The sequence below is a fragment of the Rothia sp. 27098_8_161 genome (assembly GCF_041432905.1).
Taxonomy (GTDB): Bacteria; Actinomycetota; Actinomycetes; order Actinomycetales; family Micrococcaceae; genus Rothia.
On the sequence record NZ_JAPWAL010000012.1, the window covers coordinates 1 to 20,453 of the forward strand.

At 57.6% G+C, this 20,453-nt stretch carries 17 protein-coding genes; 12 read left to right on the forward strand and 5 right to left on the reverse strand.

Annotated features, from left to right (window positions below; translation table 11 throughout):
* Window positions 1-1,857, forward strand: a 1,857-nt coding sequence (locus O3648_RS05425) for a glucose PTS transporter subunit IIA (RefSeq protein ID WP_371568966.1), incomplete at its 5' end; no start/stop codon positions are given.
* Window positions 1,858-2,296: 439 nt separating this feature from the next.
* Window positions 2,297-2,794 carry a GNAT family N-acetyltransferase gene (locus tag O3648_RS05430; RefSeq protein ID WP_371568968.1) on the forward strand — a complete coding sequence of 166 codons (498 nt, stop codon included), beginning with the start codon at window positions 2,297-2,299 and terminating at the stop codon, window positions 2,792-2,794.
* Window positions 2,795-2,900: 106 nt separating this feature from the next.
* Here the strand turns inward: O3648_RS05430 and O3648_RS05435 are convergent, their stop codons facing one another.
* From O3648_RS05435 to moaA, 5 genes are all read right to left on the reverse strand, one after another.
* On the reverse strand, window positions 2,901-3,977 hold the full coding sequence (locus tag O3648_RS05435) for a LacI family DNA-binding transcriptional regulator (RefSeq protein ID WP_279789271.1): 1,077 nt from the start codon (window positions 3,975-3,977) through the stop codon (window positions 2,901-2,903).
* Between the two features lie 138 nt (window positions 3,978-4,115).
* On the reverse strand, window positions 4,116-5,429 hold the full coding sequence (locus O3648_RS05440; protein ID WP_279789273.1) for a molybdopterin molybdotransferase MoeA: 1,314 nt from the start codon (window positions 5,427-5,429) through the stop codon (window positions 4,116-4,118).
* Window positions 5,430-5,570: 141 nt separating this feature from the next.
* Entirely contained in the window at window positions 5,571-6,269 is a 699-nt protein-coding gene (locus tag O3648_RS05445; protein WP_279741327.1) for a molybdenum cofactor guanylyltransferase, read from the reverse strand.
* Window positions 6,269-6,535: a MoaD/ThiS family protein gene (locus tag O3648_RS05450; protein WP_279741326.1), complete on the reverse strand. Its 267-nt coding sequence runs from the start codon at window positions 6,533-6,535 to the stop codon at window positions 6,269-6,271. Before O3648_RS05450 ends, O3648_RS05445 begins: the two co-directional genes overlap by 1 nt.
* Before the next feature lie 103 nt (window positions 6,536-6,638).
* Window positions 6,639-7,850 carry a GTP 3',8-cyclase MoaA gene (moaA, locus tag O3648_RS05455; RefSeq protein WP_371568972.1) on the reverse strand — a complete coding sequence of 404 codons (1,212 nt, stop codon included), beginning with the start codon at window positions 7,848-7,850 and terminating at the stop codon, window positions 6,639-6,641.
* Between the two features lie 228 nt (window positions 7,851-8,078).
* Between moaA and modA the strand changes: the two genes are divergently transcribed.
* From modA to narJ, 10 genes are all read left to right on the forward strand, one after another.
* The gene (gene modA, locus O3648_RS05460; RefSeq protein ID WP_279791164.1) at window positions 8,079-8,879 is read left to right on the forward strand and encodes a molybdate ABC transporter substrate-binding protein; all 801 of its coding nucleotides are present in this window, start codon (window positions 8,079-8,081) and stop codon (window positions 8,877-8,879) included.
* Between the two features lie 37 nt (window positions 8,880-8,916).
* Window positions 8,917-9,789, forward strand: coding sequence for an ABC transporter permease (locus tag O3648_RS05465; protein ID WP_371568975.1), 873 nt, complete (start codon window positions 8,917-8,919; stop codon window positions 9,787-9,789).
* A gap of 124 nt (window positions 9,790-9,913) precedes the next feature.
* Window positions 9,914-11,293, forward strand: a complete 1,380-nt coding sequence (locus tag O3648_RS05470) for a molybdopterin molybdotransferase MoeA (protein ID WP_279754873.1) — start codon at window positions 9,914-9,916, stop codon at window positions 11,291-11,293.
* Window positions 11,294-11,404: 111 nt separating this feature from the next.
* Complete coding sequence (moaC, locus tag O3648_RS05475) at window positions 11,405-11,905, forward strand: cyclic pyranopterin monophosphate synthase MoaC (RefSeq protein ID WP_279741317.1); 501 nt, start codon at window positions 11,405-11,407, stop codon at window positions 11,903-11,905.
* A 52-nt stretch (window positions 11,906-11,957) separates the two neighbouring features.
* Window positions 11,958-12,476: a MogA/MoaB family molybdenum cofactor biosynthesis protein gene (locus O3648_RS05480; RefSeq protein ID WP_279741316.1), complete on the forward strand. Its 519-nt coding sequence runs from the start codon at window positions 11,958-11,960 to the stop codon at window positions 12,474-12,476.
* Window positions 12,466-12,972: a molybdenum cofactor biosynthesis protein MoaE gene (locus O3648_RS05485; protein ID WP_279741314.1), complete on the forward strand. Its 507-nt coding sequence runs from the start codon at window positions 12,466-12,468 to the stop codon at window positions 12,970-12,972. The genes O3648_RS05480 and O3648_RS05485 overlap by 11 nt, the downstream gene beginning before the upstream one ends.
* Window positions 12,973-13,098: 126 nt before the next feature.
* The gene (locus O3648_RS05490; RefSeq protein ID WP_371568979.1) at window positions 13,099-14,292 is read left to right on the forward strand and encodes a ThiF family adenylyltransferase; all 1,194 of its coding nucleotides are present in this window, start codon (window positions 13,099-13,101) and stop codon (window positions 14,290-14,292) included.
* A gap of 78 nt (window positions 14,293-14,370) precedes the next feature.
* Window positions 14,371-18,090, forward strand: a complete 3,720-nt coding sequence (locus tag O3648_RS05495) for a nitrate reductase subunit alpha (RefSeq protein ID WP_371568980.1) — start codon at window positions 14,371-14,373, stop codon at window positions 18,088-18,090.
* Complete coding sequence (gene narH / locus O3648_RS05500) at window positions 18,090-19,703, forward strand: nitrate reductase subunit beta (protein WP_371568983.1); 1,614 nt, start codon at window positions 18,090-18,092, stop codon at window positions 19,701-19,703. Before O3648_RS05495 ends, narH begins: the two co-directional genes overlap by 1 nt.
* Before the next feature lie 3 nt (window positions 19,704-19,706).
* Complete coding sequence (narJ, locus tag O3648_RS05505) at window positions 19,707-20,447, forward strand: nitrate reductase molybdenum cofactor assembly chaperone (protein WP_371568985.1); 741 nt, start codon at window positions 19,707-19,709, stop codon at window positions 20,445-20,447.
* Window positions 20,448-20,453 lie beyond the last annotated feature (6 nt).

Below are 20,453 nucleotides of genomic sequence, written 5' to 3' on the forward strand. Positions count from 1 at the left end.
GACGAGGACCTCAAGGGTAGCTTCCTCAACGCTGGCCAGTTCCAGATCATCGTTGGCCCCGGCGACGTCAACGAGGTGCACAAGCACCTGATTGCCGCTGGCGCACCCGAGGCATCCAAGGATGACCTCAAGAGCATCGCTGCGAAGCAGGGTAACATTGTCTCCCGCTTCATCAAGACCATTGCCGACATCTTCGTGCCGCTGATCCCGGTGCTGGTCGGCGGCGGTATGCTGATGGCGCTCAATAGCCTCCTGACCTCTAAGGGTATTTTCGGTCCTCAGGCTGTTATTGAACTTTTCCCCGAATGGGCTGACTTTGCAGACATTGTCAACCTGCTCTCCGCTGCTCCCTTCGCCTTCCTGCCCGTGCTGGTTGGCTTCTCCGCCACCAAGGTCTTCGGCGGTAACCCCTACCTCGGTCTGACCATGGGTGCCGCAATGGTCTCCCCGGCACTGATGAACGGCTACAACGTCGCAGCATCCCTGGCAGGTGCCGAGGGTACCGACCCCATGAAGTACTGGAACCTCTTCGGTCTGCAGGTTCAGCAGGCGGGCTACCAGGGCACCGTGCTGCCCATCATGCTGGTTGCCTTCATCCTCTCCCACATTGAGAAGTTCTTCCATAAGATCCTCAAGGGCACCATCGACTTCATCTTCACCCCGACCCTCACCATCCTCATCACCGGCTTCCTGACCTTCCTGCTGGTCGGCCCGCCGATGTTCCAGCTGGGTACCTGGCTGGGTGAAGGTATCAACTGGCTCTACACCGTTGCCGGTCCGCTGGGTGGTCTGATTTTCGGTACCTTCTACGCATTCATCGTGATGACCGGTATGCACCAGGCATTCCCGCCCATCGAGATGAGCCTGTGGGCAACCGGCGGTTCCTTCATCTTCGTCGTTGCTTCCATGTCTAACGTGGCTCAGGGTGCTGCCGCAGCCGGTGTCGCACTGACCACCAAGAACAAGAAGATTAAGGGTATTGCTTCGGCAGCCGCACCCTCCGCATTCCTGGGCATTACCGAGCCCGCAATGTTCGGTGTGAACCTGGCTCTGCGCTGGCCCTTCTACATCGCAATCGTTTCCGCGGGTATTGGCTCGATGGTTACCTCTATCCTTGGAATTAAGGCAGGTAAGCTGGGCGCTGCTGGTTACCTTGGCTTCCCCTCGATTGAAGCAACCGTCGGCGCCGGTATCCCGGGCTTCTTGGGCTGCCTCGTCCTGACCACCGTCATCGCCTTCGTTGCCTCCTTCATCTGGGGTAAGAAGGTCGAAGCCGGCAACACTGAGGAAGCTGAGGCACCCGCTGCAGCCGCTCCCGTTGCCACCGTAGCTGCTGCCGCAGCTCCCGCCGCCGCTGTAGCATCTGAGGCTGGCGAGAGCGTCGAAATCGGTTCCCACATGGTCGGTTCCGTGGTTCTGCTGGCTGACGTCAAGGATCCCACCTTCTCCTCCGGCGCACTGGGTGCAGGCACCGCAGTGGAGCCCACCGAAGGTAAGCTCTACGCACCGGCTGACGGCAAGATCACCGTTGCATTCCCCACCGGCCACGCATACGGTCTGCGCACCGAAGACGGCCTGGATCTGCTGATGCACATCGGTATGGACACCGTGGAGCTCGACGGCAAGCACTTCGAGCCCAAGGTTGCTAAGGGTGATACCGTCAAGCGCGGCGACGTCATCGCTGAGTTTGATATCCCCGCCATCAAGGCGGCTGGCTACCCGCTGGCAACCCCCATGGTGATCACCAACGCCAAGAAGGCTGCTGCTTCGGTTGAAGATGTCCAGGCTTCGGGCGCATCTGTCACCAACGCAGATTCGCTCCTGAAGGTTGCACTGAAGGCAAAGGCTAACGCATAGTCTGCACTCTTAGTGAGTAGATAACCTCAATGTGATGTACACCCCGTACCACTCTTCCTAGAGCTGGTGCGGGGTGTTCAATTTTTCCTGCAAAAGCGTGAAAAAAGTGCGTGAATAAATATGCGTAAAAATTATGCATAATGGTGCAATATTAGCTAGCGCACAATGGTGCATGGTCATGAAAAATGTCTTGATAAGGCACAATCTATTAGCCAGGAGTGAATAATCCAGCTAATATTTATGTATAGTTTCAAGCTTTTGTAAAGGGTGAATATGACCTCAGCTTCCTATACCGTCCGCACCGCCGAGCCTCATGAATATGCAAATGCGCTCGAGGTGCTGATTGCCGCATTTTGCCGCATTTGATGGAGATTCTGACATGATGACAGTCATTGCAGGCGGTAGCCGTCAATAGGAACTTGTCAAGCTCCGCGCTATCATGACCCTGCAGATCTACGGTAACTTCCAAGGCTGCGGACGTATCGACATTGCTACTGATGGCTCTAGCGGCAAGATTGTGGGTGTCTGCCTCTGGAGCACCCCCGAATCCCACGAAGGTTCCTTCCTGAACGAACTCAAGCAGATTGGCGCCTACTACAAGGCCCTCGGTTGTAAGAGCCTGCTACGGGCAGTCATGATGGAGCTACACCTGCTCAAGTACCGCCCCGCGTACAAGCACTGGTACCTCTTCAACATTGGTGTTCTCGAAGAGTATCGAGGCCGGGGCATTGGCTCCCAGCTACTCGACTACGGTACCGAACGCATCGGCGACTACCCCGCCTACCTCGAAGCATCGACCTACGACAGTGCCCGCCTCTACGAGCGCCGCGGATTCTTCTCCCTCGGCCCGCTCCACGGAATCTTCTCCAAGGCACACGCCGTCGGCATGGTCTACCCCGGCACCGGTCCCACCGAGATTGTGCAGCGCACCTCCTAAACTTCCGGACGCGCGCAGAACCGATAAATGTATATATAAAATCCGCCCCACTGTGAGCACTCGCACGGTGGGGCGGATTTTTATCTTTAAAGGATGGAGGAGCTTCTTATTGGAGCTCATCAGGGGCAGACATATCAGGCTGAATCTGATCCAGATTCGGGATAGAACGCACCGTTGTTCCCAGGTAGAGCTCAACGGGAAGTATATCTTCAGGCTGGCTGATTGGGGGAGTGTCTGCCTCAGTAGATTCTCTCTGCTGTAGCTCAATGAGCTCCAACAGACGCTGTGCGGTACGCTTCGCTATACCCTCAATCGGCTGAACCACGGTCGCAAGCTCCGGCATGAGCAGCTGAATGCTCTGAGTGCCGTCGTAGCCAATCACTTGGAAATCCTCGGGAACGCGGATTCCGCGCGCACGCGCCCAGCCCAGGGTGAGAGCGGCGTAATTATCGTTCGAGGCGAAGACCGCCTCCACTGACTCGGGGCTCTCCGCACGCTCATCCAGGTAGCGGTAGAGCACCTCACGCTTGATGCCCAGTGAGGGGCGGAAGCCCAGCTCCACGAACTCCGGCATTAGATTAGTCTCAAGCATTGCCTCACGGTAGCCGCGCTGACGCTCATTGTGTTCACCCAGGGTCGAAGTCACGTGCACAATACTCTGCGCGCCTGTGGCGATCAGATGCTCCGTGGCGGCGCGAGCACCTCCGTAGTTATCGGAGCGGATGTTCGGGTAGAAGCCGCTTTCAAGGCGGTCTACGGTCACCAGGGGAGCTTGGGCGTGGGGAATGTTCACCAGCGCATCGGAATGGGCGCCGCTGATAATGCCGTCTACCTGGTTGGAGAAGAGCATCTCCAGGTAGCGCTTCTCTTGTTCGGGGTGGTCATCGCTATTGCAGAGAATGACCCGGTAGCCTGCTTCGGCCAGGTAGCTCTCGAGACGGTACACCATCTCCCCGTAGAAGGGGTTTGCGACCGTCGGGAAGATGAGGCCGACCGTCTGTGAGCGCTGACCCTGCAGGCTGCGGGCGATAGCGTTGGGCCGGTAGCCGAGTTCCCGCATTGCGTTGTGGACTTTGGTGCGGGTGCTTTCGCTGAGGTAGCCGCGGTTATTGAGGACGCGGGATACAGTGGTGGGAGAGACCCCTGCGCGGGCTGCAACATCGCTGAGTTTGGGCTTAGCCACAGGGGCTCCCTTCGGTGTGCTAAACGATTGACATATCTCTCTCTACTATACCCTCTCCACAGAATCTACCTGAGCCCAGAAAGCATGAAAAAGCGCTTTTCTACTGTGCCTTCCACCCCACCGGTTGGCAACCCCGGTCTACAGTACCGGAATAATCGGCACTCGAGCCCCCACCTCATGGGCAGAACCGCAGACCGAAGAATCATCTAACACCGCACAATGAGTAGCTGCTGCCAACGACGACAACATATGCGACGCTGACTTCGGTAGAGGATACGCCACACCATCACGCACCAACACCGGTAACAGACGAACCCCCGCTGGCTTACGCAAAGTATCAACCGGCTCACCCAAAACAGCCGAATCCAGCTCCGGTAGGGACATGTCCCTCATACCAGCCAAAAGCGGTGGCAAATACGAATACAAAGCCGTGTATGCTGCCAAAGGATTACCCGGCAGACCCAACACAAAACGCTCACGACCAGAATTTGGGCCCGTCTCCGGAACCTGCAAGCGCGCGGCCAAAGCAGGATGACCCGGACGCACATCCACCGACTCAAACAGGTACGTCGCACCCATATCGTTGAGCACCTTACGCACCAAATCAACACCCGAGGTGCTTGACCCGCCTGTAAACACCAGCACACGAGCCGTAGATGTAGCTAAGAACGTGCGGAACTCAGACTCAACATCCGCCAAACGAGTTGAAGGGCGTGCCTCACAGCCTGCAGAAATAATCGCATGCTCCATAAAGCCGCCAAAAGCATCACGTACCTGACCCGGCGCAGGCACACCAAAGGTAATAACCTCGTTACCCGTAAACGCACAACGCACCGGAATCGGGGCGTACACCGGCAACTCATCAAAACCATTCATGCCCAAAAACGCCGCCATACGCGCAGAAATACGGTCACCATGGCGAGCTAACAACTCGCCACGTTCCAACTCAACACCAGCATGGCGAATATCAGTACCAGGAGCCGGAGGCTCAAAACCCTCCGCCATATCCAGGTAATGAATACTGGACTGAGTCTCCAAATGAGCAGCTACACCAGGGCGAGACGAAGCCTCCGCACCCTCATACAGGCGCGAATGCTCCTCGCGCACAATTGCCTCAGTACCCTCAGGAATTAACCCACCCGTCAGAATCGGGGTGGCTTCCCCCGGCGCAATAGGAACTGTCAGACGGTGAATATTTGCGCGAGAATCCTCCGGATACGCCGGGGTCACCAGACGCCACGGAGGCGTACCCGCCACAGCGTAACCGTCCATCGCCGAAGAGCTGTAGTGGGGCACCGGCATCATCGAATAAACATCATCCGCCAAATAGTGGCCAATCGTCGCCAGCAGCGGTAAAGACTCCGTCTTCACATGGTGAGCAATCTCCAGGCCCTGCTCATGCAAAATCTGGCGGGCCTGCTGCCACGAAACAGAAGGAATATGGTGAGACATCGTACCTCGTAAAAGTGTGTGCGGGACGCGCAACAGCGCGCGAGCTCAAAAACGCTACAAGTACACGGCATCTAAAGCCAAGACTTATCACCTAGGGTACTCGTAGTCAGACCCTAATATCACACTGCGGTATCTCAGCTGCTAATAGCTTGACCAGAGCGACGTCGTATAACCCAGCGCCTGCGCCTGCTCCCACGTATCAACATCGGCGGTATCAGCGGCAGACATCTGAACCGCAGTAGGGTTCAGACGACGCAAAAAAGAACGAACAGAAGCGTCGGTGGTGCCGGCCGAAAACACCGAGCGAATCGCCCCAAAACGGTAAATACCAACCAGCGGCTGATAGATACCCTCAGAAACCCCCCAGAAACCTGCCGATGTTTCAGAATCAGTGAGGGAGAGAGCTGACTGTTCTGCATAAGCCTGCTCGACACTCTGCGCCGCAGTGATTAGTTGCTGAACCGCCGGGGCAATACGCGGAGTATCCACACCCAAAATCAGACACCAGTCGGGCACAGGAATCTGCGAGCGCTCACAATCGGCCGCAATACACTCCAAACCGGCATGAATCGCCGCGGCAGGCCCGGAAAACGGCGGATCCTCACGAGTACGTAACACCCCCGACGGCAATGGCAAGCTCTCAGGGCCCACCACCACGCGTGGGGATGCGGCGGCCACCGCCTTCAGAGCACAATCCAGCAGAGTGCTCGTACCATCAGACAAGGACGCCTTCGGCACGTGGTTCAGGCGGCGAGAAGCGCCTCCGGCGACAACGACTGCGGCGCATGAAAAATCGCCCTCAGCGGGAAGTACAGAACCGGGCATCTTATCCGCCCGCATTATCCACCCGCAAAGGGAGGCAGAACGTCCACACGATCGGCATCCTGTAGGGGCGCCTGAGTATCCGAACGGGCACCATTGACCAGGAACGAGCACTGCTCCATCACCTGCGCAAGAGTCAGACCCGAAGGGGTCGTACCCTCCAAACTCTGACCCAGATACTCAATCAGCGCACCAAGAGTCGCAGACGACAGCTGCGCCAGGGGCACCGACAGCTGCGCGATACCCGCCGCTGAACGTGCGGCAGCAAAAAAATGAACCTGCATAATGCTCCTCAATCCTAAGTCAGGGAACAGCCGAAAATCACGGGTGCAAGATGCCGGTAAAAAGCCTTATCCGGCACCTTCGGTTGATGAATCAGCGGTTTTTCTAGCCACCAATAGCGCTCATCGAGCGGCTCGCCTTAGCGAACTCCTCAATATCGAAGTCAGCGTCTTCTTTACCGTGGGCGCGCGGCTTAAACCACATGCCCTCACGCCAACGCAGAGCTAGCTGCTTATCGTTGGCACCAGAACGCAGAAGCTGCATCAAATCGGTCTCGGTGTCGGAGAACAAACAGGAGCGAATCTTACCGTCCGCCGTCAGGCGGGTGCGTGTGCACGCATTGCAGAACGACTCCGTCACCGAGGCAATAATACCCACACGCCCCAGCGACTCGGTACCGTCAGCCGGGAAGCCAGCCTCATCCAGGGCAGTACCGAGCGGGTATACCTCCCACAGCTGGGCGGGGGAGTCGCCACGCGCCTCCGCCACCGAACCCAGAACGTACTCAGCCGAGAGTTTCTCGCGAATTTCAGCGGCAGTAATCGTGCCCTCACGGGTCCAACGGTTATCACCGTCCAACGGCATCTGCTCAATGAAACGCAGCTGATAGCCGCCCGCCAACGCCCAGCGCAGAAGCTCCGGAGCCTGGTCATCATTCAGACCCGGCATCAGCACAGCATTAATCTTGATGGGCCACAGGCCAGCCTCCGCTGCACCGTCAATACCCTTGAGCACGGCGTCGAGCTTATCTCGGCGGGTCAGCTCGGCAAAGGTCTCACGGCAAATCGTATCCAGAGAAACATTGATACGAGTCAGACCAGCCTCCGCCAGCGCGGAGGCACGCTTCTCCAAACCAATACCGTTCGTCGTAATAGCAAGCGGAACATCCGGATGCGCCTGATGGATGCGGGAAATAATATCCACTAAATCGGCGCGCACCAGCGGCTCGCCACCGGTAAAGCGGATCTCCTCAACGCCCAGCTCAATAATCGCAATGTCGGCAAGGCGCGCAATCTCCTCGGCGGAGAGCAGATTCTCCTTCGGGAGCCACTGTAAACCATCCGCCGGCATGCAATAAATGCAACGAAGATTACATTTATCGGTCAGAGAGATACGAAGATCAGTCGCCACACGACCCCAACGGTCCAAGAGCGGACCGCTATTCGTAATATTCGGGAGCTTACGCTGTACCTTGACGCCACTCTCAGATTTTTTGGGCGTCACAAAAGCAGTCCCATTATCCTCCGCAGAAGATAAGGTGCTTAACATTGGGCCCGCAATGAGCTCAGAAGAGGCCGAATTTGCCGTGTACGCCATGTAAAACCTATGTGGAAAATTTGCATATTTCAGGTGACAATATGATTATTCCATGTTCCGGCGCCCGGTACATAGTGTGTGCAGGGTAAGTTACAACTGCGCCACCGCAGACCATCACGAGGAAAACAACACGTACAAGCTAGGGACGTACGCAAAACCTCGCACAGAGCCCGGACGGGGAAACACCTCACCACCGCAAGAGTACGAACCACTAAGGAAACAAATTTCATGAAGACCCCCCTCGCAGCTCTCAGTGCGCTCGCTGCTGCAACCCTCGCCCTCACCGGATGCGGCGCCACCCAGGGCTCCTCCTCCGCATCTGCAACGACCAGCCAGACTGCCTCCGGCAAGATTGAGGTCTTTGCCGCAGCCTCCCTGAACAACGCCGGTGCAGACCTCGAAAAGGCGTACGAAGCCGCCAACCCCGGCGTAGACATCACCTTCGTCTACGAAGGCTCCGCAAAGCTCGTCAACCAGATCGAGCAGGGTGCAACCCCCGACCTGCTCATTACCGCAGACACCAAGAACATGGACAAGGCAAAGAAGCTCGACCAGTTCTCCAATTCCGAAACCAACGTTCTGGTCACCAATAAGCTCGTGCTCGTCACCGCCGAAGGTAACCCCGGCAAAATCAACAGCCTCGAAGACCTCAAGACCACCGAAGGTGTCGTCGCCATCTGCAAAGAAGATGTTCCCTGCGGCACCATCGCCCACCAGGAACTGAAGAAGCACGACATTACCCTCAAGAACGCAACCACCGAAAGTAAGGTCACCGACGTAGCAACCAAGGTCACCACCGGCAACGCCGATGCGGGCTTCATCTACACCACTGACCTCGCCGCAGCCAAGAAGAAGGGCGCCAACCTCGGCTCGGTCGAACTAACCGACGTGGAACGCAACGAATACCCCGCAGCGCTGAGCAAGACCGGCTCCTCCTCCGAGACCGCGAAGAAGTTCAACGAATGGTTGAAGAATTCCGACGAGGCGAAGAAGATTCTCACCGAGTACGGCTTCAGCACCGCAAAGTAATTCAACTCAGTAGGGAACAACCCGAGTCTCATCACCCATGACAGACACCACCGCTACCCATCGCAATGCCGGAACCTCACGCACACCCGGAAGCAGACTCTTCGCCTCCGTGCCTGTGCTCTCCCTGGTTCCGGCGTCGCTGGGTATTTTTCTCATTGCCGGACCGCTCCTCGGGCTCTTCCTTAACATCCCCTGGAGCCAGCTCGGTAGTATCTTCACCCCGCAGGTGCTCGGGGCGGCGAATCTCTCCCTTAGCACCGCCGCCGCCTCCACCCTCATCTGCGGGCTTTTCGGTGCGCCTCTGGCGCTTGTGCTCTCCAAAGTGCTCAACCGCTCACGGCTACACCGGTTTGGGTCGGTGCTCTACGCCATCATCTACACCCCGGTCATTCTCTCCCCGGTGGTCTCCGGCCTCGGGCTACTCTTCTTCTGGGGACGCAAAGGCATGATTGGCACCTACCTCTACCAGGCAGGAATCTCCATCCCCTTCACCCCCAACGCGGTGATTATCGCCCAGGTCTTCGTCGCCCTACCCTTCTTCGTTGCCACCGCGGTCACCACCCTGCAGGCTATTCCCCGCGAATACGAAGAAATTGCCCTCGTTGAAGGCGCTAAACCCGCAGAAATCACCTTCAAAGTGCTACTACCCCTCGCCGCTCCCGGTCTCGTTACCGCATTCCTGCTCTCCTTCGCCCGAGCGCTCGGCGAATACGGTGCAACCGTCACCTTCGCTGGTAACGTCCAAGGTAAAACCCAAACCATACCCCTGGCCATCGACCTAGCCATTAACAGCAGCGACATTCCCAGCGCCCTCGGAAGCGCCCTGATTCTCATTAGCCTCTACTTGGGAATCTTCGGGGTCCTCGGCCTAATTCGCGCTCTAAAAAAACTACGCGAAAGCACTCGATAAGCTGCTCCGCCGCTTGCACCGCACGCCACCCGACACACACCGGTCCTTAGGCAAAACTGCATTTACCAGCCCACAAAAACACACCTACACTAGTCATAACCACCGCCGCACGATTGGAATCGCCATGATTTCCCCCGAATTCAACGGAACCCCCAGCACCGAGGAATACCGCGCCTACCTGGCGCTACTGCTGCGTGAAGTCTTCATCGGCACCGCAGAAACGGTTCCCCTCTACCACGCGGCAGGACGCATCCTCGCCCAAGACATCACCGCACGCATGGATGTACCCAGCTTCGACAACTCCCAAATGGACGGCTACGCACTCACCGCCGAAGCCGCAGACCGCGAAGACCGCATCTTCACCGTCGGGCGCGAAATTCCCGCCGGACGCCCCCTCCAGCGTTCCCGATCCTCCGACGACCTGACCTACCCGATCATGACCGGCGCACCCATCCCCAAGGGATACGACGCAGTCATCCCTGTTGAACAGTCCGAACGCATCGAATACCCCAATCTACCCGAATCCTTTGGCCGCTCCAGTGAAAAGGTCAAACTTGCTCCCGGTAAACCCGGACAATTCGTGCGCCGCCGCGGCGAAGATGTCGTCACCGGCCAGGTCCTTGCACGCGCCGGTGAACGCATTACTCCCGCTCTGCTTGGTGCGCTAGCCTCCCAGGGATACGCACGCCTGACCGTCGCGGCGGGTCCCCGTGTGCTCGTGTGCACTGGCGGCGATGAGATTCTCTCCGGCGTTGAAGAAGATGGAAACGCCACCACTCAGGAACTCGCTCAAGGCCAGATTTTTGACGCCAATGGCCCCATGCTCACTGCTATGCTCCGCGAAGATGGCGCTCAAGTACGCCGTATTGCTATCGGTGATGACCCTATTGAGCTACTGCACCGCCTCACGGCAGAATACGAAAGCTTCAAACCGGACATCATCATCACCTCGGGTGGTATCAGCCACGGCAAGTATGAGGTGGTCCGCAACGCCATCGCCAAGGTGCACGAAGCGGACATTCTGGTGCCCGTCTCTTGGTTTGGACACGTCAGCCAACAGCCCGGCGGCCCCCAAGGCGTGAACCTGCTCGACTTCAAGGGGCACCGTGTGCCCATGATTTCCTTCCCCGGAAACCCAGTGAGCACGCTCATCTCGTACGCGCTAATTCTGCGCCCTTACTTGCGTGCCGGCGGCCCCTACGGTGTGCCCTACGCGGTTGCCTCCGAACAAGCGACCTTGAATAACGCACCGCGAGGCGTGCTCGTCACCGAAACCCCGCTTACCGCTCCGGCGACCAAGCGCCAGTTCCTGCGCGGCACCCTCGCCATGGTCGAGGTCGAGCCCGGAACCTACCGGGTGGAGCTCTATCCGGATGTCCTCTCAGGCTCGCATCTGCTGCACCGCGCAGCACAAGCAGATGTGCTCATTGAGCTGGCACCCGGAACTACCTACACCGGGGGAGAGGCAGTACCCTACCACCGTATTCGCCTCACCGATCACTAGCGAAATACCCCCCCCCGCATTGTTCCTTGCGTGAACGACAAGGAATAATTGAGACTCATACTAAGTAATGATTCGCGGCAGAAGAATACCGCGCAGAAGCCAGGAGAAACGATGACCTCTACCTCGCAGCCCAACCAGGAACTGACCCACGTGCGCGCCGACGGCTCAGCACACATGGTGGACGTTACGGAGAAGTCGGTCACCACCCGCACTGCCCTGGCTGAGGCAATCGTACGCACCCGCGAAGACGTTATCGCCATGATTTTTGACGCTGACCTTCCCAAGGGTGATGCGCTTCCGGTTGCACGTGTTGCCGGCATCATGGGCGCTAAGCGCACCCCGGAAATCATTCCCCTCTGTCACCCGCTGCCCCTGGGCAAGATTACGGTGGACTTTGAGCGCGGCACCGACTTCGTGCGTATTGAGGCTTCAGTGAAGACCCGTGGCGTCACCGGCGTGGAGATGGAAGCACTGACCGCCGTTTCCTCGGCGGCACTGACTGTTTTCGATATGATCAAGGCAGTCGATAAGTACGCCGTCATCACCGACATTCGTGTTCTGGAGAAGAGCGGCGGCAAGTCCGGCGACTGGTCCGTCTGCAAGGACTCCTAAGCTGCGGCGGCGCACCCCCCCGTCACCTGACAGATATAGAAAAGGAATTCCAATGAGTAGCGAAGACTACACCATGCAGGAGAACCTCACCGGCCTCGTTATTGTCGCCTCCACCCGCGCAGCCCGCGGCGTATATGAGGATAAGTCCGGCCCTATCGCTGTGGAGTGGTTGCGCTCGCGCGGCTTTGACACCCCGGACGCAGTGGTCATTGAAGACCGCGATATTATCGAGTACTTCAACGCATTAGTGGCCGAGGGTAAGAAGAACGGTAACCTGCCGACGTTCATTCTGACCAGCGGTGGTACCGGTCTGAACTCTGACGACCAGACCGTGGAGGCGGTTCGTCCCCACCTGGATAAGGAAGTGCCCGGCATTATGCATGCCTTCTGGATGAACGGTCTGAAAAATGTTCCCGCGGCGGTGCTTTCACGCGGCGTGGCGGGCGTGATTGACCGTACCTTCGTGATGACTCTGCCCGGTTCGCGCGGTGGCGTGAAGGACGGCGTGGCAACCCTCGATCCGCTCGTTGAGCACATTTGCCGTCAGATGGAGGACTACCATGACCACTAAGTCGCAGAACGAAGAATCACTGGACCACTCGGGCGCGCACGGTGCCGAGCCGAGCGGCTCGACCGTGGTGTTCACCGATATTACGGAGGCGCCCCTGGAACCGCTGTACGCGGCGGCTAAAGCTGAGGTCATGACTGATGCCATGGGTGCCCTGGTAATTTTTGACGGCATTGTGCGCAACCATGATCACGGTAGCGCGGTGCGTGGGTTGTCCTATAGCGCGCATCCGCAGGCTCGTGAGTATATTGCGGAGGTTGCCGCCGAGGTTGCTACCGAGCTGGACGGTGTACGTCTGTGGGCTGTGCACCGTGTGGGTCCGATTGCTATTGGCGAGTCGGCTCTGACCGTAATGGCGGCGGCGGCTCACCGTGGCCGTGCATTTGATGCCTGCGAGCTGGTGGCTGATCGGGTGAAGGCTCGTGTGCCGATTTGGAAGGAACAGGAACTGCTCGATGGAAGCATCGAGTGGGTTGGTGTGGATACTTCGCCTGCTTAGTCTTCTGAATATTCTGAATATAAGCCTGTCAGGGGGATTTCTCTCGGGCAGGCTTATTCTCCTTGATGCTTGGATCCCTAATAAAGTTCAAGTCACCTCTACTATTTGATGCGAGGAACTCCCCCCATGTCTTCTCACACCTCTCGTAGCGCGAGCGAGCTCTCTGCCGCTGAGCGTGCGTTCTACTCTCGTCAGCTGATTCTGCCCGAAATGGGGTATGAGGCTCAGCTGGCACTCAAGGGTGCACGTGTTGTGGTGTTGGGCGCTGGTGGTTTGGGTGCTCCCGCGCTGTTGTACCTGGCGGGTGCTGGTGTCGGTCAGATTGTGGTGGTTGATGATGACGTCGTGGATGATTCGAATCTGCACCGCCAGGTGATTCATACGCACGCCAGGGTGGGTAATTCTAAGGCTGAGTCTGCCGCTGAGTCTTTGCGCTCGCTAAATCCTTTTATTGAGGTTGTACCGGTGCGTGAGCGTTTGACAGAGGCGAATGTTGATGCGCTTTTGTCTGACGCTGATTTGGTGCTGGATGGTAGCGATAATTTTGAATCGCGTTATGTGGTGTCGGCGGCGGCTGCGCGTGCTGGGATTGCGCATGTGTGGGCTGCGATTCTTGGTTTCGATGCGCAGTTGAGTGTGTTTTGGGCGGGGCACGGTCCGGTATATGAGGATTTGTACCCTCATGCTCCTGCTGCCGGTAGTGTGCCTTCGTGTAGTACCGCTGGTGTGGTGGGTGCTATGGCTGGTGTGGTGGGTGCTGCTATGGCTATGGAGGCAGTGAAGCTGCTGACCGGGGTGGGGGAGCCGCTCATGGGTGAGGTTGGCCTATATTCGGCGTTAAGTGGGAGGTGGGAATATATACCTCTTGTGGCTAGTGTGCAAGCTGTACCTAAGAAAAGTGTCGTTTTGTCCCAAGAAACGAGTTATATGCCCAAAAATTCTGTAACAATTCGTAATATTTCTCAGGATTTTGCTAGCTCTTCGACGGATTCGATGCCTCGTCCCATAAGTGCCCAGGACTTTAAAAAGCTGTCATCGGATGAAAATATTGCCCTTTTGGACGTTCGTGAGCAGGTGGAATTCAAAGCTTTTGCTATTGAATGCGCTATTAATCTTCCTCTGACTGAGTTGCTGGAGGCCAGTCGAAATAGTGGTTTAAAGGCCCTGATTGAGCGTAAAATCCCTGCAAATGCCCAGAAAATTGTTATTTACTGCACTGGATACGCTAGAACGGTTGAGGCGGCTCGCGAAATTGCCCCTTTGGTAGGGCCTTCTGTGTATATGTTGGAGGGTGGAATTTCTGCCTGGCTTACGGTCTAAAACACCCTTATCTCACATGAATTAAGTAAGGTTTTTATCTTGTATTTTCCATGCCAAATATCAGATATATTGGGCAGTATGGAACAAGCATCACAGATTAAGGGCCCGGACGGCCCCCTTACCGATCAGCTGATCAAGTTCGGTAAGTTTTTCTCCCGCTGGGATGAGACTGAAGACGGCCGCGCCGTCTTCCGTGAAGGCGGCCGCGAGGGTGACGCCTTCTACCGCGACCGTTGGAGCCACGATAAGGAAGTTCGCTCTACCCACGGCGTGAACTGCACCGGCTCCTGCTCCTGGAAGGTGTATGTCAAGGACGGCATTATCACCTGGGAAGCACAGGAAACCGACTACCCCTCGGTTGGTCCCGATCGCCCCGAGTACGAGCCCCGTGGTTGCCCCCGTGGTGCCTCATTCTCGTGGTACACCTACTCTCCCACCCGCGTTAAGTACCCCTACGTTCGCGGTCTCCTGCTGGAGATGTACCGCGAAGCGAAGGCAATCCACAATGATCCCGTGGACGCCTTCCACTCCATCGTGTCTGACCCCGCCAAGCGTGCACGCTACGTTAACGCACGCGGTAAGGGTGGTCTGGTGCGCTCGACCTGGGCTGAAGCTCTCGAACTGATGGCTGCTGCTCACGTGCACACCATCAAGTACTACGGCCCCGACCGTAACACCGGCTTCACCCCGATTCCGGCAATGTCCATGACCTCCTTCAGTGCGGGTGTTCGCTACATCCAGCTGACCGGTGGCGTGATGACCAGCTTCTACGACTGGTACGCCGACCTTCCCGTGGCTTCCCCGCAGGTCTTCGGCGACCAGACCGATGTGCCCGAGTCTGGCGACTGGTGGGACGCTGCATACCTCATCATGTGGGGTGCAAACGTTCCGCTGACCCGTACCCCGGATGCTCACTGGGTCTCTGAGGTCCGCTACCGCGGTACCAAGGTTGTCACCGTGAGCCCCGACTACGCCGATAACACCAAGTTCGCTGACGAGTGGCTGCCCGCCCAGGCAGGTACCGACGCAGCACTGGCTATGGCGATGGGTCACGTTATCCTCAAGGAGAACTACGTCGACCAGCGTGTCGAGTTCTTCGAGGACTTCTCCCTGACCTACACCGATCTTCCCTTCCTGGTCACCCTGGAAACCCGTGAGGACGGCGTGAAGGTCCCCTCCAAGTTCCTGACCGCAGCAAAGCTCGCTGGTGAGGCTGAGCAGCCGAACGCTGACTTTAAGCCCGTGCTGATGGACCGCGAGACCGGTGAGGTCTTCGTGCCCAACGGCACCATGGGTCACCGTTACGCTCGGGAAGACCAGGGCAAGTGGAACCTGGATCTGCAGGGTCGTAAGCCGATTCTGTCGATTCGCGACCTGCCCCAGGGCCAGACAGCAGCTGCAGAGATTAAGATGCCGACCTTCGATAACCCGAAGGGTCACGGCGACGTCATTACCCGCGGTGTGCCTGTAGCATACGTTGAAGGCCACGAAGTCACCACTGTCTTCGACATCATGCTGGCACAGTACGGTGTGGGCCGCGAGGGCCTGCCCGGTACCTGGGCTAAGGACTACGAGGACTGGAACGTTCAGAACACCCCGGCATGGCAGGAGCAGATTACTTCTGTCCCCGCCGAGGCTGTTATCCGCGTTGCCCGCGAGTTCGCTAAGAGCGCCCTGGATTCCGGTGGCCGCTCCATGATTATCTTCGGTGCAGGTATCTGCCAGTGGTACCACGCTGATACCACCTACCGCGCTATCCTCGCCTTGCTGAACCTGACCGGTTCCCAGGGCCGTAACGGTGGCGGTTGGGCTCACTACGTGGGCCAGGAGAAGGCACGTCCGCTGACTGGTCTGACCAACATTGCTAACGCTCTGGACTGGAGCCGCCCGCCGCGTCACATGATCGGTACCGGCTTCTGGTACATGCACACTGACCAGTTCCGTCAGGATGCATACTCCACCGATTACCTGCAGTCCCCGCTGGCTAAGGGTGAGTTGCGCGATGTTCACACTGCTGACGTTGTGGCACGCTCCGTGCGCATGGGCTGGATGCCGTTCTTCCCGCAGTTCCCCGAGAACTCGCTGGAACTGGCTGATAAGGCAGAGCAGGCAGTGGCACGCGGCGAGGCTTCCTCGAACGCGGACTACATTGCACAGCGCCTGAACTCCGGTGACTTGGAGTTCTCCGTTGAGGACGTCGACAACCCCATCAACTGGCCTCGTACCCTGACCCTGTGGCGTTCGAACCTGTTCGGTTCCTCCGCTAAGGGTGAGAGCTACTTCCTGAAGCACCTGGTCGGTAGCATGGACAACGTTCAGGGTTCCGACTCGGAGAAGCACCCGAACGAAGTGAAGTGGGTCGACGACGCACCTCAGGGCAAGCTGGATCTGCTGGTCACCTCGGACTTCCGTATGACCTCCTCGACCCTGCTGTCTGACATCGTTCTGCCGACTGCTACCTGGTACGAGAAGCACGATATCTCCTCGACCGATATGCACCCGTTCCTGCACGCGTTCTCCCCGGCAATTGATCCGCCGTGGGAGGCAAAGACCGACCACGAGACCTTCAAGGCTCTGGCATACGAGTTCACTCGCCTGGCTAAGAAGCACCTCGGCGTCCGCAAGGACATCGTTTCGGTTCCGCTGCTGCACGACACTCCCGGCCAGATTGCTCAGCCTGGCGGTCACGCACCCGACTGGAAGAACACCCCCGGTATGGTGGGCGTGCCCGGCAAGAACATGCCGAACTTCGTCACCGTCGAGCGTGACTACGGCGCACTGTACGATATGTACACCACCGTTGGCCCGCTGCTCGATAAGCTCGGTGCCACCACCAAGTTCATCACTTACGATCTGAAGGACGAAGTCGCGAAGATGGCTAAGGAATTCGGTGTGATGGACTCCGGTAAGGGCGCAGGCCGTCCGGCACTGGATACCGACGTGAAGATTTCTGAAGCAATCCTCATGATTTCCGGTACCTCTAACGGTGAGGTTGCTGTTAAGGGCTTCAAGGAGCTCGAGAAGCAGACCGGTCTGCACCTGATGGACCTGGCAGAAGGTAACGAGGAACGTCGTATTACCTTCCCCATGACCCAGGCCGCACCGCAGCCCGTGATGACTTCCCCCGAGTGGTCCGGTTCGGAGACCGGTGGTCGCCGATACGCTCCGTTTACCGTCAACATCGAGAAGAAGAAGCCGTTCCACACTCTGACCGGCCGTATGCACTTCTTCCTCGACCATGACTGGATGCACGAAATGGGCGAGGCTCTGCCGATTTACCGTCCGCCGCTGGATATGACTGGCCTGTACAACGAGCCTGAGCTCGGTACTACCGACGGTGTTTCAGTTGCTGTTCGCTACCTGACCCCGCACAATAAGTGGGCAATTCACTCGCAGTACTTCGACAACCACTACATGCTCAGCATGTTCCGTGGCGGTCCGACTGCGTGGATGAGCCCGCAGGATGCTGAGAAGATTGGCGTCAAGGACGGCGAGTGGATTGAGTGTGTGAACACCAACGGTGTCTTCGTGGGCCGTGCGGTTGTTTCGCACCGTATGCCCGAGGGCGTCTGCTTCGTTTACCACGCTCAGGAGCGTATGGTTAGCCCGAAGTCTGAAGTCACTGGTAAGCGCGGTGGTATTCACAACTCGGTGACCCGTATTCTTCTGAAGCCCACCCACATGATTGGTGGCTACGCTCACCAGGCGTTCGCCTTCAACTATCTTGGACCGACCGGTAACCAGCGAGACATCGTCTCGTACATCCGTCGCCGTAAGTCCCAGGAGGTAACTTTCTAATGCGCGTTATGGCACAAGTTGCTATGGTGATGGCGCTCGATAAGTGCATCGGCTGCCACACCTGCTCCGTGACCTGTAAGCAGGCATGGACGAACCGAGCCGGTACCGAATACGTCTGGTTCAACAATGTTGAGACTCGTCCCGGTCAGGGTTACCCCCGCCGTTACGAGGATCAGGAGAAGTGGAAGGGCGGCTGGGTGCTGAACAAGCGCGGTCGTCTGGAGCTCAAGAGCGGTAACCGCTTCCAGAAGCTCTTCACGATTTTCGCTTCCCCGATTCAGCCCGAGCTGAACGACTACTACGAGCCCTGGACCTACGACTACCAGAACCTGACCAGTGCTCCTCTGGGTGATGATTTCCCGGCTGCTAAGCCGGTCTCCCTCATCACCGGTGAGGACACCAAGGTTGAGTGGGGTATGAACTGGGACGACAACCTGGCTGGTGCGACCGAGTACGGTCATCTGGACCCGCTGGTGGAGAAGGTCCGTAAGAAGGCTGAGGACAAGATTAAGTTCGAGTTCGAGCAGACCTTCATGTTCTACCTGCCTCGTATTTGTGAGCACTGCTTGAACCCCTCCTGCATGGCTTCTTGCCCCTCCGGCGCTATCTACAAGCGCGCTGAGGACGGTATCGTGCTGGTCGACCAGGACCGTTGCCGTGGTTGGCGTCAGTGCATCACTGGTTGCCCTTACAAGAAGGTGTACTTCAACCACAAGACGGGTAAGGCTGAGAAGTGTACCTTCTGCTACCCCCGTATTGAGGCTGGTATCCCGACTGTATGTGCTGAGACCTGTGTTGGTCGTATGCGCTACATCGGCATCTTCCTCTACGACGCAGACCGCGTGACTGAAGCTGCTTCGGTTGAGGATGAGAAGGACCTCTACGAGGCTCAGCTGTCGCTGATGCTTGATCCTTCGGATCCTGCTGTGATTGAGCAGGCTCGTAAGAACGACATCCCCGATGCGTGGATTACTGCGGCTCAGAAGTCGCCCGTGTACAAGCTGGCGAAGGAGTGGAAGGTGGCTCTGCCCCTGCACCCCGAGTACCGCACCATGCCCATGGTTTGGTACGTACCCCCGCTGTCTCCGATTGTTGACCTGCTCAAGGAGCAGGGCCACGATGCGGAGAACAGCAACAACCTGTTCGGTGCTATTGAGTCTCTCCGTATTCCGGTTGAGTACCTTGCTGAGTTGTTCACCGCAGGCGACACTGAGGTTATTACTAACGTTCTGCGCCGCCTGGCTGCGATGCGTTCGTACATGCGTGACATCAACCTCGGTGGCGAAGGCAACGAGAAGATTGCTCAGGCAGTTGGCATGACTGGTCAGCAGGTGTACGAGATGTACCGCCTGATGGCTATCGCTAAGTACAACGAGCGTTACGTCATTCCGAAGGCTCACATGGAAGACGCCCACAACCTTGAGGAAATGGGTTGCTCCCTGAGCGTGGATGGCGGACCCGGCATGTACGGCGATGCGTTCAACGACATGGAGGGTCGCCCGACCCCCGTGTCCACCGGTGTCTACGAGGCTAACAACAAGGTCAGCTTGTTCAGCTGGGACGGTTCTTCCCGTCCTGACGGCCTCTTCCCGAATACCACCGGAAAGAAGTAATAAGTGGCTGGATTCTTTTCCAAGCTCATGGGCAAGGCCGGTTCCGAGGCTACTGTCTCGGAGCCGGCTCAGCCGGAGAACCCGTTTGATATCGATTACGGTCCCGGCGAGGATAAGGACTCGGTGATTTACCAGGTGAGCGGTATGCTCCTGGGCTACCCCGATGAGGAGACTCTGAAGGTTCTGCCTGAACTGGTGGAGATTACCGCTTCCACCCAGGACGAGGCTTTCATTGCGGCCGTTGATGCGGTTCAGCAGTGGCTGACTTCTAAGGACCTGGAGGATGTGCAGTCCGAGTACGTGCAGGAGTACGACCTTTCGCGTCGTCATTCTCTGCACCTGTCCTATTGGACCGATGGCGATACCCGCCGCCGTGGTGAGACTCTTCTGCGTTTCAAGCAGATGTACCGCGACTCCGGTATGTTGACCGTTTTGAATGGTGAGCTTCCGGACTACCTGCCGCTGGTGCTGGAGTTTTGTGCGTTGGTGGATCGCCGTAAGGGCCGTTCCGCTTTGCAGGCGTACCGTCCGTCCCTTGAGCTTCTTCGTCTGTCCATGAAGGACGGAAATCTGCCCCACTACGGGTTGTTGCAGAGCATCTGCGATACCCTTCCTGGCGTCTCTCCGCAGACTCAGGAAGAGGTCCAGAAGATGGCTGGCTACGGCCCTCCCGTCGAGACTGTTGGCTTGAATGGTTACGCTGATTACCAGCTGCTCCAGCAGGCTTCGGCTCGTTCTAACTAGTTTTAT